General features: G+C 43.7%; 11 protein-coding genes. 3 read left to right on the forward strand and 8 right to left on the reverse strand.

What is annotated here, in order from left to right; genetic code table 11:
* The first annotated feature begins 468 nt into the window (after positions 1–468).
* Entirely contained in the window at positions 469–1,656 is a 1,188-nt protein-coding gene (locus tag FD725_RS26310) for a HetZ-related protein 2 (RefSeq protein WP_179050861.1), read from the forward strand.
* A gap of 327 nt (positions 1,657–1,983) precedes the next feature.
* A complete protein-coding gene (locus FD725_RS26315; RefSeq protein WP_179050862.1) occupies positions 1,984–2,157 on the forward strand; it encodes a hypothetical protein in 174 nt (57 codons plus the stop codon).
* A 356-nt stretch (positions 2,158–2,513) separates the two neighbouring features.
* On the opposite strand, the gene FD725_RS26320 is transcribed toward FD725_RS26315, so the two are convergent.
* Positions 2,514–5,699 carry a GAF domain-containing protein gene (locus FD725_RS26320; RefSeq protein ID WP_179050863.1) on the reverse strand — a complete coding sequence of 1,062 codons (3,186 nt, stop codon included), beginning with the start codon at positions 5,697–5,699 and terminating at the stop codon, positions 2,514–2,516.
* Positions 5,700–6,040: 341 nt separating this feature from the next.
* Between FD725_RS26320 and FD725_RS26325 the strand changes: the two genes are divergently transcribed.
* Complete coding sequence (locus FD725_RS26325; protein WP_179050864.1) at positions 6,041–6,388, forward strand: hypothetical protein; 348 nt, start codon at positions 6,041–6,043, stop codon at positions 6,386–6,388.
* Positions 6,389–6,464: 76 nt separating this feature from the next.
* On the opposite strand, the gene FD725_RS26330 is transcribed toward FD725_RS26325, so the two are convergent.
* From FD725_RS26330 to FD725_RS26360, 7 genes are all read right to left on the reverse strand, one after another.
* Positions 6,465–6,944 carry an FHA domain-containing protein gene (locus tag FD725_RS26330; RefSeq protein ID WP_256871768.1) on the reverse strand — a complete coding sequence of 160 codons (480 nt, stop codon included), beginning with the start codon at positions 6,942–6,944 and terminating at the stop codon, positions 6,465–6,467.
* A 90-nt stretch (positions 6,945–7,034) separates the two neighbouring features.
* The gene (locus tag FD725_RS26335) at positions 7,035–9,497 is read right to left on the reverse strand and encodes a cation-translocating P-type ATPase (protein WP_179050865.1); all 2,463 of its coding nucleotides are present in this window, start codon (positions 9,495–9,497) and stop codon (positions 7,035–7,037) included.
* Positions 9,498–9,855: 358 nt separating this feature from the next.
* The gene (locus tag FD725_RS26340) at positions 9,856–12,540 is read right to left on the reverse strand and encodes a chloride channel protein (RefSeq protein ID WP_179050866.1); all 2,685 of its coding nucleotides are present in this window, start codon (positions 12,538–12,540) and stop codon (positions 9,856–9,858) included.
* Positions 12,541–12,655: 115 nt separating this feature from the next.
* A complete protein-coding gene (locus tag FD725_RS26345; RefSeq protein ID WP_179050867.1) occupies positions 12,656–13,966 on the reverse strand; it encodes a TldD/PmbA family protein in 1,311 nt (436 codons plus the stop codon).
* A 274-nt stretch (positions 13,967–14,240) separates the two neighbouring features.
* Complete coding sequence (locus FD725_RS26350) at positions 14,241–15,104, reverse strand: Tab2/Atab2 family RNA-binding protein (RefSeq protein ID WP_179050868.1); 864 nt, start codon at positions 15,102–15,104, stop codon at positions 14,241–14,243.
* 297 nt (positions 15,105–15,401) lie between these two features.
* A complete protein-coding gene (locus FD725_RS26355) occupies positions 15,402–15,704 on the reverse strand; it encodes a DUF6464 family protein (protein WP_179050869.1) in 303 nt (100 codons plus the stop codon).
* A 188-nt stretch (positions 15,705–15,892) separates the two neighbouring features.
* Positions 15,893–16,366, reverse strand: coding sequence for a hypothetical protein (locus FD725_RS26360; protein WP_256871770.1), 474 nt, complete (start codon positions 16,364–16,366; stop codon positions 15,893–15,895).
* Between the last annotated feature and the right edge of the window lie 78 nt (positions 16,367–16,444).

Below are 16,444 nucleotides of genomic sequence, written 5' to 3' on the forward strand. Positions count from 1 at the left end.
GCTTCACTTATTGATAGCAGAGTGAGTATACAATTAATCTTATAGTGTACTGATGAGAAATTGTACATAAAACCATAATTTCTGCCCAAATATCCCGCGAATGAAACTTATTGAGCTACAGTAGCGTCTGACCCAAAGTGGATTGCCTTTGCTCTGTGTAGGTGTGATAATGTTAGCTCTTCTCAACCCCTGGAAAAAAATGGGACATTTCTCACAGCTGTGGATAAATGACCTATCTGTGTTCTCAACACATAACTTTACAAAAATTTAATTGGGATTGAATTGCTGTAAATGCCTGCAATGCAGTCTTTCTAGGACTTGACATCAAACATAGAAGTAGGGTTCCGAGAAATTACTGCATAAAGTTAGCGAATAAAACCGTAATAACAATGGAATCGCTGAGATGTCTTCATCAAGATGACAGACTCACGGGCAACTAACTGCTAGCTCACAAGATAAGTGCGAAAAATGGGGGTTGTGATGCAAACTTTAAAACAGGGTTTCGAGGAGCGCAATCTCGCTATGGTAACGGAAGCAGAAAAACTAGCGCAATTTTGGCGCAAGCGGCTAGCTGCGGAGTGTCCAGAACAAAATCTAGCGGCAAGGGAAAGTATTATTTTCTGGCTGTTAGGTCGTGATACACAACGCTTTGAACTGCTAAACTCGAAAGAACTGGAGATTGCCAAGCAAGCGATGGAATATCGCTGGAAAATTTTAAGTCAACGCTACTTAGGGGTAGGACGAGAAGGCGCTTATCGTAACCTGATCATGCGGCTAGGCAGTTTAGTGACATTACGCCATAAAATTCAAACATGGATTGCCCTGAGTCGCGATCGCCAACGCACTGTAATTGATGTATTACAAGAAGTAATCCAAGAACTGCTACAAAATGACACTTACATCCAGCAACAGATGGCTTACATTACAGAAGTAGCCTTGGATAAGCGTCTCAAAGACACCTTGCTATTCGCTACAGTGGAAGAGTATTGTTTGCGCCCAGTACGCAATCAGCCTTTGTTAGTATTTCGTTTTGTTAACTATCTCCGTCGTTCTCAACGTGGTGGATTAACCCAAGTACCCGGTGGTGATTTAGTCAGACTTGTGTCAGAAGAAGTACTCACAGATGATAGCGACAATCGGATCAACTTGGTAGATAGCCAAGCGATCGCTGAATATCAAGAAGCCCAGCAATTAGAAGAACAGCAAGCACTCCGGCAAACAGTCAAACAAGAATTTGCCGATTATTTGCAAGAAAATCTTGGCACTGAAGCAGTAGAGTGGTTAAAACTTTACTTGCAAGGTAAAACTCAAGATGAAATTGCCAAAAAATTAAATAAACCAATTAAAGAAGTCTATCGACTGCGAGAAAAAATTAGCTACCATGCAGTCCGTGTCTTTGCCCTTAAAGGTAAACCAGAATTAGTAGATAACTGGTTAGCAATTTCCCTACAAGAAAATAACTTAGGCTTGACACAAAACCAATGGCAGCAACTATATGAAAATATAACTCCCCTTGGCCGGCAAATACTAAATTTGCGAAAAGCAGGTAATTCTATAGAAGCAGTAGCCCAACAATTAGAACTCAAACCCCATCAAGTAATGGGTGAATGGACTAAAGTCTATCTTGCAGCACAAGCGATGAGAACTCAGGAGTAGGGAGTCATGAGTCATGAGTGCTGAGTGGGGAGTGCTGAGTGATGAGTCATGAGTGATGAGTCATGAGTAAGATGTTTTTCCTTGGTCATTTTCCAGCTATCTTATCTCTAGCCTGTAACCTATAACCTATAACCTGTAACCTGTAACCTATAACCTGTAACCTGTAACCTCAACCCTGAGTAGAAATCTTTAGGTAAAATTCCGCAATTGCCACCAAGACAATCGAATGTATATCATGTCATCTTTAACTAGAAAATCAGTATCTGGCGGTTCGTTTCCCTAATGCTAACTACTGCCATAACATTTTTATAATACTTTGCTCCTCTTATGGCTGATAAACACCACAAAATTAAATTTCCTCTCTGGCAGTATCTCAACCAGCCTTTATTTACCCAGGATTTAGAATTGAACCCGCGACGTTTTGCCTATAGTTGGCGCATTGGACTCTTAAAACGATGCTGGAATAAAGAGTGTGATGCTAAGGGGCCGCAACAGCATTAATAGTTTGTCACATCTCTAGGAAAGCGAATTAGGTAATTACCTGATCATACTTTTGATTGCAATACAATTAAGTTGAGGGTCAAGTTCAGGTAATACCAATGTAAAAGTCAAAATTCAAAATTCCGAAAGCCGAATAATAAAAGAGAATTTCTCATACGCATTTGCAAATAAAATGTAGTAGATACCTTGGTAGGGGCATACGCCCAATTTCTCACGAAATTTATAAACCGAAGTCCAGAGGCTGTAGGGGTGGATTAACGAGATATTCGTGAATGATTGAAGCTTCCTTTGTGAACCCGCCCCTACCGTTTTGTGAGAAATGTAGGGTACGCTCCTACGATGATTTTGACTTTTGATTATAGATGAGGTACTAGTTTTTTCACTGTCGCCTGATGAATTGGTAACTCAATCACAAATTCTGTACCTTTGCTGGTTTCAGATTGGCAGTATATCTTGCCATTGTGTTTATCTGTAATAATTTGATAACTGATAGAAAGTCCTAGCCCTGTACCTTTTCCTACAACCTTGGTAGTGAAAAACGGATCAAATAATCGAGAAAGTACCTCTTCATTCATACCGATTCCATTGTCAGCGATGCGAATGACAATCCAATCTTGATTGAGTCGGGAAGTAGAAATATAAATTTCGCTAGGGTTAGTAGCGATCGCTTCAGGAGATAACAGCTCATTTCGTTCTTCTAGGGCATCGATCGCATTCGAGAGCAAATTCATAAAAACTTGATTTAGCTGCCCAGGATAACACTCAATCAGAGGTAAAGGATCATAATCTTTTTTCACATGAATGCTAGGACTATCGGCTGAAGGCTTCAAGCGATTTTGCAAAATCATTAAGGTACTGTCAAGACCTTCATGAATATTTGCTGTCTTGAAATCAGCTTCATCTAAACGAGAGAAGTTCCGCAACGACGTAACAATATTCCGAATGCGATCAGTTCCCACCTTCATGGACTGAAATAGTTTAGGTAAATCATCGAACAAGTATTCTATTTCCGCTTGCTGGAAAAACTCTTGTAGTTCTGGGGCAACATCGGGATGATAACGTTGATAAAGTTCTACACAACGCAATAATTCTTGTGTGTATTCCTGGGCGTGTTCCAAGTTGCCGTGAATGAAATTAATCGGGTTATTAATTTCGTGAGCGACTCCTGCGACTAATTGCCCCAAACTAGCCATTTTTTCGGCGTGGATAATCTGCATCTGGGCTGTACGCAGCTCGTTGAGTGCTTGAGCGAGTTGATTGGCTTCTTCACGGGTTTGTCCCAGCAAACTCGACTGTTGAAATAAGTTAGCTTGTCGCAGGGCTACGCTGAGTTGAGCTGCTACTTGAGTTACAAATTCTAATTCAGCTTCTTCCCAGTGGCGTGTATGAGTGCATTGATGAATGCAGAACAATCCCCACAGATCATCCCCTTCTATTAAAGGGACAATAATTTGGGCTTTGATTTGGAATTGCTCAATTAGCTCAGGATGAGGTACTTTAGCGCCGACGCTATTGACATCAGAGATAACTTGCACGGTTCCTTGACGATATTGGGGTGCGTACTGATCGCCAAAACAATAGTCCTGCACCTTCACAGCCAGGGCTGAATCGAATTTGGGTAACACATCCTCAGCGATAAATTCCCCACTGCAAAAACCAACATGAGGATCAAAGCGGAAAACCCCGACTCGATCTGCTTGTAGCGATCGCCTGACTTCCTGTACTGTAGTTTTAAATATCGTCTCTAAGTCCAGAGATTCCCGAATTTTGACGACTAAATCAAATAAAATCCGCCGTTGTTCAGCCGATTTATGTAGTTCATCAGCACGAGTTTGGATTTGAGTCATCATTTCCGAACTTTGCAGCGCTACTCCCAGTTGACTGGCAACCTGTCCTAAAAATTCTACCTCCACACTATCCCACTGACGCGGTGCAGAATGTTGATAGGCAGCTAGCAATCCCCAGAGGTTTCGTCCCACAAAAATGGGAGTCAAGGCATAAGCACGAATGCGGAATTGCTCTAAAATATCGCGGTGACAGCGTGAATGTCCAGCTTGATAGATGTCATTAACAGCAAAACTTTCATTATTGCGATAGCGCCCACCTTTGGTTTCTTGCAGGTGAGTATCTTCCCAAACGAGATTTTTGCCAAAAGGATTGATACTGTCCCACTGTGCCTCTACCATGCCAAAATGACTGACAAATTCACCACTCCAGTCTGGGTTAAAGCGATAAACACCAACTCGCTCAACTTTCAGCATTTTACACACTTCTTGGCAAGTGGTTTTGAGAATCAAATCAATATCTAACGAGGAGCGAATTTTCCCGACGACTTCTGTTAGCGCTCGTTGTCTAGCGATCGCATCTTTTAAAGCCACTGCTTGTTGTTTCGACTGAGCTAAATTCTCGGCTTGTTGAATGGCTACTCCTAACTGCGCTCCTACCTGTCCCAGAAACTCAACTTCATAATTTGCCCATTGGCGCGAGCCGGAATGTTGATACGCAGCTATCAAGCCCCATAGTTTTGGTCCGATGAAAATCGGTGCTAAAACATAGGCGCGGATCTTAAATTGCTCTAAAATATCGAGGTGACAGCGTGAGTGTCCAGCTTGGTAGATGTCATTAACTGCAAAACTTTCATTATTGCGGTAGCGCCCACCTTTAGTTTCTTGCAGGTGAGTATCTTCCCAAACCAAATTTTTACCAAAAGGGTTGATTCTATGCCATTGTGCCTCTACCATGCCAAAATGACTGACAAATTCACCACTCCAGTCTTCATGGAAGCGGTAAATTGCCGCCCGTTCTAATTTGAGAAGTTTACACACTTCTTGACAAGCAGTATCGAGAATAATTTCCGTATTGACAGACGAGCGAATATTTCCTACCACTTCCATTAAGCTACGTTGCCGAGCGATCGCATCTTGCAATTCTGCTGTGCTGTGCTGACTTTGTTCTAAGATTTGTGTCTGCTGCATAGCCACACCAAGATAACTAGCAGCTTGTGCTAAAAATTCAACTTCGTGAGCATACCATTGTCGAGGTGAAGAATGTTGATAGCCAGCCAGCAAACCCCATAGTTTTGTCCCCACAAAAATTGGGGCGATCGCATAAGCTCGAATTTGGAACTGTTCCAATACTTCAATATGACAACGCGCGTGTCCAGCATTGTAAATATCAGCCACGGCAAACGGTTCATTGTTGCGATATCGTCCGCCTTGAGTTTCTTGCAAATGAGAATCTTGCCACACTAAATCTTGCCCAAAAGCAGGTAATGTATTCCAAGGCGACTCAGTAAAACCAAAACGATTAATGAAACTACCACTCCAATCAGCATTAAATCGATAAATTCCCACTCGCTCAATCTGCAATTGCCGACAAATATCTTGACAAGAAGTCGCACACAAAGATTCTAAGTTGATCGAAGCGCGAATCTTAGCGAGAATCCTTGCTAAAATTTTCTGGTATTGCACCGTCAGCTGTAACTGCTGGTGACACTCTTGTGATTCTGAGCAGTTAGCAGTTTCATAGTCGTTGATTGTCATAGAGTTTCCGGGAAATGAAATACTTGTTTCAGTGTTCCCTTGTAGATTTTGCAAATTTACAGTAAAGAGAATTCATTTCTACTTTTAGCAGTTGGTATTAACTCATAACCCGAATTTCTCACGAAATTTATCAAACCTCAGTCCAGAGGCTGTAGGGGCGGGTTCACAAATATGCCTCAATCATTCACGAATATCTCATGAACCCGCCCCTACCGTTTTGAGACTCCCCTTTGCTTGTTTGTCCCCAGCTATACCTTTATTAAGGGAATCTGTAACAACTTGCCGTTTGGTTACTTCGATATTATAGGATGGACGGAGTGTTGTATTGGGCGTGGGGCTATATGGGTCGCTATACCTGTTCATTTGTGATTTCTACTAGTATCAATTATCTCCAGCCATTACTGATAGAACTACTACAGGATTGTGATTTGGAGATTCAATACTACACACCCGATTATATTTTGGCTCGTGAGATTCGTGGCAATGTGTCTTTTTCTAAAATAGTCACTGTAGAAGCACTGATTGATAAATCAATGGCTACGGAAACAGAAAGTCGGATGAGTATTGTGATTAAAAATGAAGAGTTACCTCTCCAAGTTGATAATCACTGCCGACAGATGTTTGAATTTGTCAAACAGGAGATTGAAAGAAGTCGTCATTGGCATCTGATTGAAAGTCTTGCTGGCTAGTAAAGCAAGGCAATTACCTATTATCTATTGCCTATTACCTATTACCTATTACCTATTACCTATTACCTATTACCTTCTACAGTTCCTCCATATCGTCCGTCATCCCAGGATTTATGAGTGTGATGTCATACTCACTAGCATCTGTTTGCCCAGAACGTTGACTATTCTTTAACAGATAGTAAATGGCACGCACTTTAGGCCCAAAAACAATTTCGTCTTCATTTTTTAAATCGTGGGCTGGTGTTTTTCGTCCATTAATCATTAAACCATTAGAACTGGGCTTGCCTTTCCCATCACCATCTACTATTCGGTAATAATAGCTGCGATTATCATGCTCTTTTGGCAATCGCACTAATGTAGCATGACGACGAGAGACAAATTGAGATACTAGACGAATATGAGACTCTTTGTCCCTACCAATAGAATAGAGTGGTTTCTCTAGGGTAAATTCTTTGCGACCTTGATCGTCTTCAAGAATTAATAGATGGCTTTCATGAATTTCTGCTGTCATTGATAAGTCTTGGCCACAATCGGTTGAAGTTTGGTCAATAGTCATTAGTCAATAGTCAATAGTCAAAACTCAGCACTCAGCACTCACTCCCTCACTCCCCCTATCCCCTGTCCCCTATCCCCTGTCCCCTGTCCCCTATCCCCTGTTAAATTGCCGTAAGAGGATGGAGTTAGTAACTACGCTAACAGAACTAAATGCCATTAACGCGGCTGCACCAGAGGGACTGAGAACAAAGCCGAAACTGGGTAATAATACACCGGCGGCTAGGGGAATACCTATGGTATTGTAGGCGAAAGCCCAAAATAAATTCTGGCGGATTTTGTTGAAGGTGGCGCGACTTAGCTGAATTGATCCCACTACATCACTGATGCGATCGCTCATGAGGACGATTTGTGCTGTTTCCATTGCTACATCTGTACCAGAATATAAAGCAATGCCTACATCAGCTTGCGATAGGGCGGGAGCATCGTTAATTCCGTCCCCCACCATAGCAATTTTACCAGCAGAATTTGCTTGTAGTTGCTGAATGACGGCGGCTTTTTTGGCTGGAGGCACACCCGCTATCACATTAGCGCCATTTATGCCGAGTTGTTGTGCTATGGCGTTAGCTGCTTCTGGGCGATCGCCACTTAATAGCATTACCCGCAAACCCATATGCTGCAATTGTTCTACTGTAGCTTGAGCATCGGTTCTGGGGGTATCTTGTACGCCAATGATGCCGACTAAATTATTGCCAATTGCCACCCCAACAACGGTTTTACCTGCTATTGCTAGCTGATACGCTTGCTGTTTGGCAATTTCACTCACACTCACACCATGCCAACTCAACCAATCCCAATTTCCCAGTAGGATTGTTTGACCTGCCACTACAGCCGAAACACCCATACCCGGTTCAGTATGAAAGTCTACAGCCTCTGGAATCTCTAACTGTTGCTGTTGTGCTGCTTGTTTAATGGCTTTGGCTAGGGGGTGATAAGTACCTGTTTCCACTGCGGCGGCGAGTTGGAGGAGGGAGTGCTGAGTGCTGAGTGCTGTTAGCGGAAGCGGGGCGTTTAGCCCGTGCTGAGTGAGGGAGTGAGGGAGTGAGGGAGTGAGGGAGTGAGGGGAGGAGATTTCCTCGATCACTAAGCAATCAGTCACAGTGGGATTACCTGTGGTGAGTGTGCCTGTTTTATCAAAAACTACGGTGTTGAGTTGATGTACTGTTTCTAGGACATCGCCACCTTTGATTAATAAACCTCTTTCTGCACCGATGCCAGTGCCAACAAGAATGGCTGTGGGTGTAGCGAGTCCTAAAGCACAGGGACAAGCGACAACCATAACAGCGATCGCTAGTTTTAAACTAATTAAAAGTGGGGAGTGGGGAGTATTATGGGCGACATGACCCATCATTTCCATGCCACTACTTGAGAAGGCAACATCAGGCCAGATGTGCGTGCCGAAAAAGTACCAGAAAATGAATGTAAGTACAGATGCTGTGAGTACGCCGTAAGTAAAGTAACCAGCTACCGTATCTGCTAATTTTTGGACTGGGGCTTTGCGAGTTTGGGCTGCTTCTACTAGAGCGACAATGTGAGCTAGGGTAGTATCAGCGCCAGTGCGAGTTGCTTGGATAGCGATCGCTCCTGATTGGTTGATTGTCCCGGCTGTGACTGTATCGCCTGGTTGCTTGAGGACTGGTACTGCTTCCCCAGTCAGCATCGACTCATCCACCGTTGTTTGACCAAAACCTACCTCGCCATCCACAGGGACTTTATCACCTGGCAATACTTGCAACCATTCTCCCACCCTGACCTGTTCAGCCGGGATATCTACAGAATTTACACCCAATCCTATATGCTCTGGCTCTGGGTTGGCAATTAATCTGGCTGTTTGTGGTTGTAGTGCTAGTAGTTGCCTAAATGCTGCGGCTGCCTTGCCTCTGGCTTGTTGCTCTAGAGTTCTGCCTAAAATAATAAAGCCCAGCATCATGACTGGTTCATCAAAAAAGCACTCCCAACCCATTTGGGGAAATAGCAGTGCTATCACACTAGCGGTGTAGGCTGTTAAAGTTCCTAACCCCACCAAAGTATTCATGTTAGGGGCATTCCGCCGCCAGCCTAGCCAACCATCCACAAAAATTGGCCGACCAGGAATTAGTAAAGCGACTGTTGCTAGTCCACAATGAAACCAGATATTGTTTAATCCCATGAAGATGGGGTTGTCAAAGTTGCCCAAATGCCCTATGCCAGAAAAAAATAGTAACACTCCGGCGATCGCTAATTGCTGGAATGCCGCTTGCATTTGTTGACGCTGTTTTGCGGCTGTGGTGGCTAATTTTGCCACTTTGTCACTAGCTTTTCGGGGTTGAGAGGGAAATCCGGCTGCTGTCAAACGCTGTGCCAGTGCATCTGCATCGACTACACCTACTTCTGATTCGACTACTGCTACCTCTGTAGCCAGATTCACACAGGCGTTCTTGACACCTGAATGTTGGGTGAGTTGGCGTTCTACGGCCTTAACGCATCCACCACACTTCATCCCTCCGACATCCAGAATAATTTTTTCTAGTGTGGGGGTTGGTTCTGAGACAAGCTGAGTTTTGGGAACAAGTTGCATAGCCAGTGTTGAGATTCGCTTCTATTTCGAGCGTAGGCGAAATCAAGAAATAAGACTGATTGTCAATACTATTAATTTTATTAAGATATGGGACTTATCGAAACAGAATTCAGGAGTCAGGAGTCAGCCATGAATTTTGATTTCTGAATTCGGCAATTTTTAATATAACTTTAAAATATCTTCTAAGAGGTTGTTTGAGAAGTATCATGCGTAACATCAAAATCTCAAAACCTAACCCCTAACCCCTTCCCTACTAGGGAAGGGGAACAAGAAAATAAGAGTTTCAAAGCCTCTCTCCGTGTCGGGGAGAGGTTTGGAGAGGGGTTTCTAGTATACTTTTTGACTTTTCAAACATCCTCTAAGGGCGATCGCCTAAAATTGCCCCTCTTACCAAAATCACTGTAATATCTACACCAGAGGCGATCGCTTCCGGTATATTACCCTGGATAGCCTGTTGTAATAAGCCTTCACGGGAAGCCCCCAACACCACCACATCATAGCCTTGTGTTTTTACTAGATTAATCACACCTTCAGCCACTGAATCAGCTTGCACGGGTACGGCAATGACAGTACTAGATAACTGACGACGACGCATTAATTGGCGGATGGCTTGTTCCAATACTGTCATATCTGGTTTAAATTCTAATGGTTTAAACACCCTTGTCAGATGAATATGGGGATCGTTTCCCAAGGTAATGAGGGCTGGGAGTAATTTAATTGCTACCCTAGCGTTGGGGCCACCGGCCATTGGTACTAACCAGCGATTGAACTGGGGACTGGGTATTGGGGACTGGGGAGATGAGGAGGAAGAGTTATTGACTATTGACTGTTGACTGTTGACTGTTGACTGTTGACTATTGACTATTGACTCTTGACTATTACCTAATTTGACTAAAACTACGTCGCAGCTGGCTTGGCGGATGATAGTGTCTACTACATTACCAAAAATCCGCCCAGGGGTGGAAGTGCTACCTTTCCACCCCATGAGAATTAGGTCTATGTGTTGTTCGTTAATGGTTTCTAAAATTGCTTGGGCGGGATCGTGGGCGATGCGAATCTGGGTGTGTAGGGGAATATGCCATTTTTTGGCTAGGACTTCGGCTTGTCTGAGGAGGCGACGACTTTTAGCTGTTTTGACTGGTGTTTCCGATGGCGAGGTGTGACGCGACACCAGCATGACTTGCACACATTCTATTTCGTAATGGCGATCGCGGGCAATGGCAGCTGCCATTTGTAACAGAGCAGTAGCAGTTTCGGGATTGGATACTGGGACTAATAATCTTCCTCTGCCGATGCTGGGCGATCGCGTTTGGTAAACTACATAAGATGGTTCTGGTTGTGGTGCTGGGTTAGCGGTTGCACCATTTAACTGATCTGCTTCTGCGCGAATAATGTCTCCACGGGTAATAATCCCGATGAGTTTTCTTCCTGCTACCACTGGTAAACGACTGATTTGATAACGGTCTAGTAAATACAGCACATGACTCAGATTATGTGTAGGTGTGACTGTCATCGGGTTAGCAGTCATGATTTGCCTTAAGGGTGTGTCGTTTTCCAACTGACGATTGTGGATTTTGGTTAAATCTGATTGAGTGACAATGCCTACAAGTTTGCTATCTTCCACTACAGGAAAACCCCGATGATGGGAATTAGAAAAGGCTTGTTTGGCTTCTTCTAAACTCATATCTGCATCTAGAGTTTCTACCCTTTGCTGCATGACATCTTTCGCCGTCAGTTTGGTTAATATGCTTTCTACAGAAACCTGTTTAGTTAAGGTGATCCCATTGAGGAGTAGTAGCTTTTCATAGAGTGAACCTGGAACTACTTTTTCAGCTACCAAATAGGCTGTCACTGCGACAATCATTAATGGTAGTACCAAATTAAAATTGGTGGTCATTTCAAAGACAATGACAATAGCTGTGATCGGTACTTTAGACACCGCACTAAAAAATCCTCCCATTCCTGCCAAGGCATAGGTACTCAGAGAAGCTTCACCTAAAACTTGATACGCACCCACCCCAACCAAATGACCAAGGGCAGAACCTAAAATCAGACTGGGCGCAAATAGCCCACCAGGGGCGCTAGAACCAGCTGCTACCAAGGTGAGGATAAACTGAGAGACAAGAGCGATCGCTGCGAATGTGGGATTTAATTCACTAGTAATCACATACTCGCGTAACCCAGTATTATCACGAAAAGATTCTGGTAAAATAGACACAACAATACCAGAGATTAACCCAGCTAAAGCCACTCTCAACGGTAAGCTGATATGTAAACTGCGATAAAATTTGATACTAAAGATAATTCCCCGATTAAACAATGCCCCCAGTAATCCTGCCAAAATCCCCAAAATTAAAAAGAAGGGGATTTCCGGAAAGGAAAAATTGCTGGAATAATTCATTAACGCTGCATTTAAATCCAGACTTCCCCCACCCAAGAGTCGAGAAACTACGCCACCAATAAACGAGGCGATGATGGCAGTTCCCAGGGTAATACCAGATAAATCTTGGAGTAATTCCTCAATAATAAATAATACACCAGCAATGGGAGCATTAAACGCCGCCGCCAAACCAGCCCCTGCACCCGCCGCAATCATCTGCCTTCGATGATCAGGGGACGTGGGAACTAAGCGACTCATCCCGGCTGCCAAACCAGCCCCCACTTGGACTGTCGGCCCTTGTCTACCCAAAGTCATCCCAGAACCCAAGGCAATGATCGCACTCACTAACTTGACAAATGCCACCCGCCAAGATAATTTCATCGGTACATTCGCTAGGGTCGCTTTGACTTGAGGGATACCACTACCCGCCGCCTCTGGTGCAAATCGCTCAACTAAAAACCCAGCCAAAAACCCAAAACTTACACCCACCAACGGCAAAGCCAACCAAACTGGCAAAACATGAGAACTATGGACTCGCCATGTTCCCAACCATCCCGAACCCACCTTGAGAAAGACCGCAGATAAAGCAGCTACAATCCCAATTACACAAGCTTCTGCGATCGCTAGACCTCGTCTAGGTTGCAACCAGCTGCGAAAGTACATAGTACTAATTTGTAATTCGTAATTAAGAGTTGGTCATTAGTCAATAGTCAATAGTCATTGGTCATTGCTAAAACTCTTACCCAATACCCAATACCCAATACCCAATACCCTCCTCCTAATTATTTTTGCCAGTTGTAGATAGTCCTTCGACGATTAAAGACGGAGTGTAACAAGAACCGTTCCAATCGGCATCGTCGCCTAATTTGATTTGTCTGAGGGCAGTATAAACATTACCTGCAACCATCGTATCTTTAACACGTCCAATTACTTCACCATTTTGGACGCGATAACCTAATTCAATATTGATCGAAAAATCACCGGCAATGCCGCCGCCGCCACCGAGCATTTGGTCTACGATTAAGCCATCATCCATTGTTTTAATTAAGTCTGACAAGGATGTGGAACCAGGTTTAACCAGGAAATTAAATAACCCAGGTGTGGGATAACTGCCTAAACCGGGACGAAAACCATTACCAGTGGTATCATGACCCAGTTGTCGTCCAGTGGTGCGATCGCAATAATAATGCTGTAATATGCCTTTTTCGATAAATACTAAAGGCGTAGTGGGTGTACCTTCATCATCAAAGGGGCAACTGTAAGGGCCTGCTTGTGGGTCTTGGTATAAAGTTAAGCTGGGGGATATGACTTGTTTTCCCAAGCGTTCTGTCCAAGGAGAAGCGGCTTCTAGCACTCGTTTACCATTCAATGCTGCTTGTACTGTTCCCCACAGCATATCAGCTGCTTTAGAAGTAAATAATACGGGGACGCGACCATTAGGGGGCGAAACATTCTCCTTAGCCCAAGCTAATCTTTGTAAAATTTGATGAGCTAATTTATCCGGTTCTAAGTTATCTCGCTGAGTTTGACCATCGGAAACACTTAAAAAATCGTCACCCCGTATCCATTCCGCCGACATATAACAGCTCAGGGTAGTATCTGTGTAGTAGCAATCTAAACCTTGAGAGTTGACCAGTCTGGTAGTTTCTACATCACATTCCCAGTCACTGTGACAGAGGACATCAGGATAAGCATCACGAATGAGAGCGATCGCTTCTTTACCCCAATTTACCAAAACTTCTATAGATACAGCTTGGCCTAAGTCCGGGTAGGATGGCTGAGAATTACTAGCTAATTCTACTGCTTCTATTTGGTTAAGTTCACTCAACGCCAGAGCGCGTTCTACCATTGTCTGTGGTTCCACAGAACCATAAGCTACCGTGAGTCCGGGACGACCTTGTCGCCATAGCCGCAGAGCTGTACCTTCAGATTGGCTAGTTTCTAACTGCTTGAGTCGGTTAGCCTCAAAAAATATCGGACGAGACAGCGAGTGCGACTGATACACCTCAGCTGCTTCTGCTCCCGATTTGATCGCTAGTTCCAGTAGCTGTTCTGCTAGTGTATCTTTTGACAAATTTTCAGAACCCATGACCCTCAGTGAATTGTGGATTGTGGATTTTGAACTGGCAATAAACGCAGATCATCATCCCAAATCATTGCTTGCTATCCGCATAGATTTTCAGACGCACGCAGATAATTATCCCAAATCATTGGTCTTTCTCAGCATTTAATCAAAAAAGGAGTAGTGAGTGCTCACTACTCAGCACTCGGCACTCACCACTCTCTCAGCACTCACGGCAAACTCACCTCTTGCAATTTGCTGAATTTTTCTCCCATTCAGCCTCATAAAACTCTCTCAGCACTCACGGCAAACTCACCTCTTGCAATAGCCAAAATCCAGCAAAAGATTCTGATTGGGGGTTGGACTGGACACCGATAAAATGTACTCCATTGGCTTTTTGTTTGGCTTCTTCAAAACCTTGGGCTTCTGCTAAGGTGGTCGGGTTTTTGATATTGGCTAAAATCCAACTTTCCGTAGCACCAGTTTCTAACACCAATCTTGTTCCTTGACTGGTATCTACTTTCAAATAGGCCAATTCCAAGCCAGACATCCAGCCTGCTATTGGTAAAGCCCTGGGTGAGAAAATTAACACTCCCGGAATTTTGGCTTCTGGAGGTACTTGTGCTGACGCTAGCGGAAAGGCCTCTTGAAAGTCGATTTTCCATTCCGACATCTCAGCTAAATCCTCAGCCGTTAAGGAGACAAACACCCACTGTTTTCCCTCTAAAGCATCCGGTAAGCGTTGGGGTAAGGGGCTATCCAAACGCACTGAGGGATTAGCACCTCCTTGATAACCGGGTTCTTGGGGATAAACCTCTTCTAGGCGCTGCTTAAGCCATTGATTTAGCATTAAGGTGCGACGGCTAGGCTGGGCAGGAATACCCACATCCTCGCAGGCTTTGGTTATCATGTTATTCATTTGGCGACGGAAAAAGCGGATTTTGATTGGTGCTTCTCCAGCCTTGCTAATGGCATTTTGGATGGCTGTTCTTAACCAAGCTGAGTTGACTTGGGTACTGGGACAATATTCTGCATAACGAAATAAAGTATCTGTGTTAGCACGGATATCTAGAGGACTTTCACAAATCAAGACTTCCCAAACTTTTTTTTGATTTTCGTCCAAAATCGGACGGGAGTAAAAATCTAATTCCCAAATACTACCCATGTTGTGCCGTAAAAATCTGGCGATTTTGATATTTTGCTTATATTCTCACTCTATCAAGGTTCGTCAATAGTCATTAGTCAATAGTCATTGGTCATTTGCCTTGTCCCCTTCTTTCATTTTGAATTTTGCGTTCGCGTAGCGTGTCGTTGGCGCTAGCCTCTCGTAGAGAAGACAAAAGTTCTGTAGGCGGGTTTCCCGCCGTAGGAAACTTTTCAAGACGAATTTTGAATTTTGAATTGATTACTCCCTCACTCCCGACTCAGCACTCAGCACTCAGCACTCAGCACTCAGCACTCCCTACTCCCTGGGTTCGTAGTAACGACAATCTTGACAGGGGCCGTTGGGGTTGATGGCGCAACGAAGATAGCCGGAACGGGCGTTAAATTTGCAACTGATGTCACCAATGAGGTAACCTACGCCTTCTAGATAGTAGCGATCGCCTTCTACTGGTCTAATATTTTGTTGTATCCTCATTCTGGAGAAATTTGTGGCTGCTTGTCTCAAGCGTGAGCGTGTCCGCAATTGAGACTTACGGATTACCCACAGGGAAAACATGGACGGTAAGAAACCAATGGCAATCACTAAAAGTGTCTTTAACACCTTCTTTTACCTCTTTGTCTAGGCTGATTGAACGTCCTGTTTGCTTTTACAAGCAGCTTTTCTCATGATTGTGAACATGAGCTAAGTTGCTAGAAATGGCAATAATCTCCTCATTGCCACTTCCATCAGCATAACTGTTACAGCTAGAGGGGTAAACTATGATGGAATCTGATAGGTTTTAAGATTTGTTAATTATTGTCCGGTTTTTTTCTGCCGCTACCGCGCAGTTTTTTTCCATGAGTACGCTGACGCAGTTGCTGTGCTAGTAGTGTTGCTTCTCTTTCTGCTTTGAATAAATCTACTTTTCTGGTTGTCAATATAAATGATTGATCTGGCGTTTGCTTGACTAAGGGAACGCTAATGCTGGCATACTGACAAATATTTTTGTCAGGTTGCCCATCACTCTCACTCAGATAATTGATTTGACTATTGATTGTGCTAGCTACTTGCTTTAGCTCTAGCATCTTGGCTTCTAACTCTCTGGCCATGTGGTTGATATGTTGCACAACTGTCAGCAGATGCTCCCAACTACTGACGAAATTTTCCTGTTGGGGTTGTAGTGGGACTATAGCATTAGTTGCTGCTGGGTGCGATCGCACTAATGGTAGTGAGAGATGATGTTGATAGCTTGGTTCGATTTGTTGCATAATATTTGCCGCCATGCTACTGAGCTTATATGAGCCTTTAATTACATACAGTACAATTGTACTATATAATAACTAAATTTGGACAACATACTC

The organism is Nostoc sp. TCL26-01 (genome assembly GCF_013393945.1).
Classification (GTDB): domain Bacteria; phylum Cyanobacteriota; class Cyanobacteriia; order Cyanobacteriales; family Nostocaceae; genus Trichormus.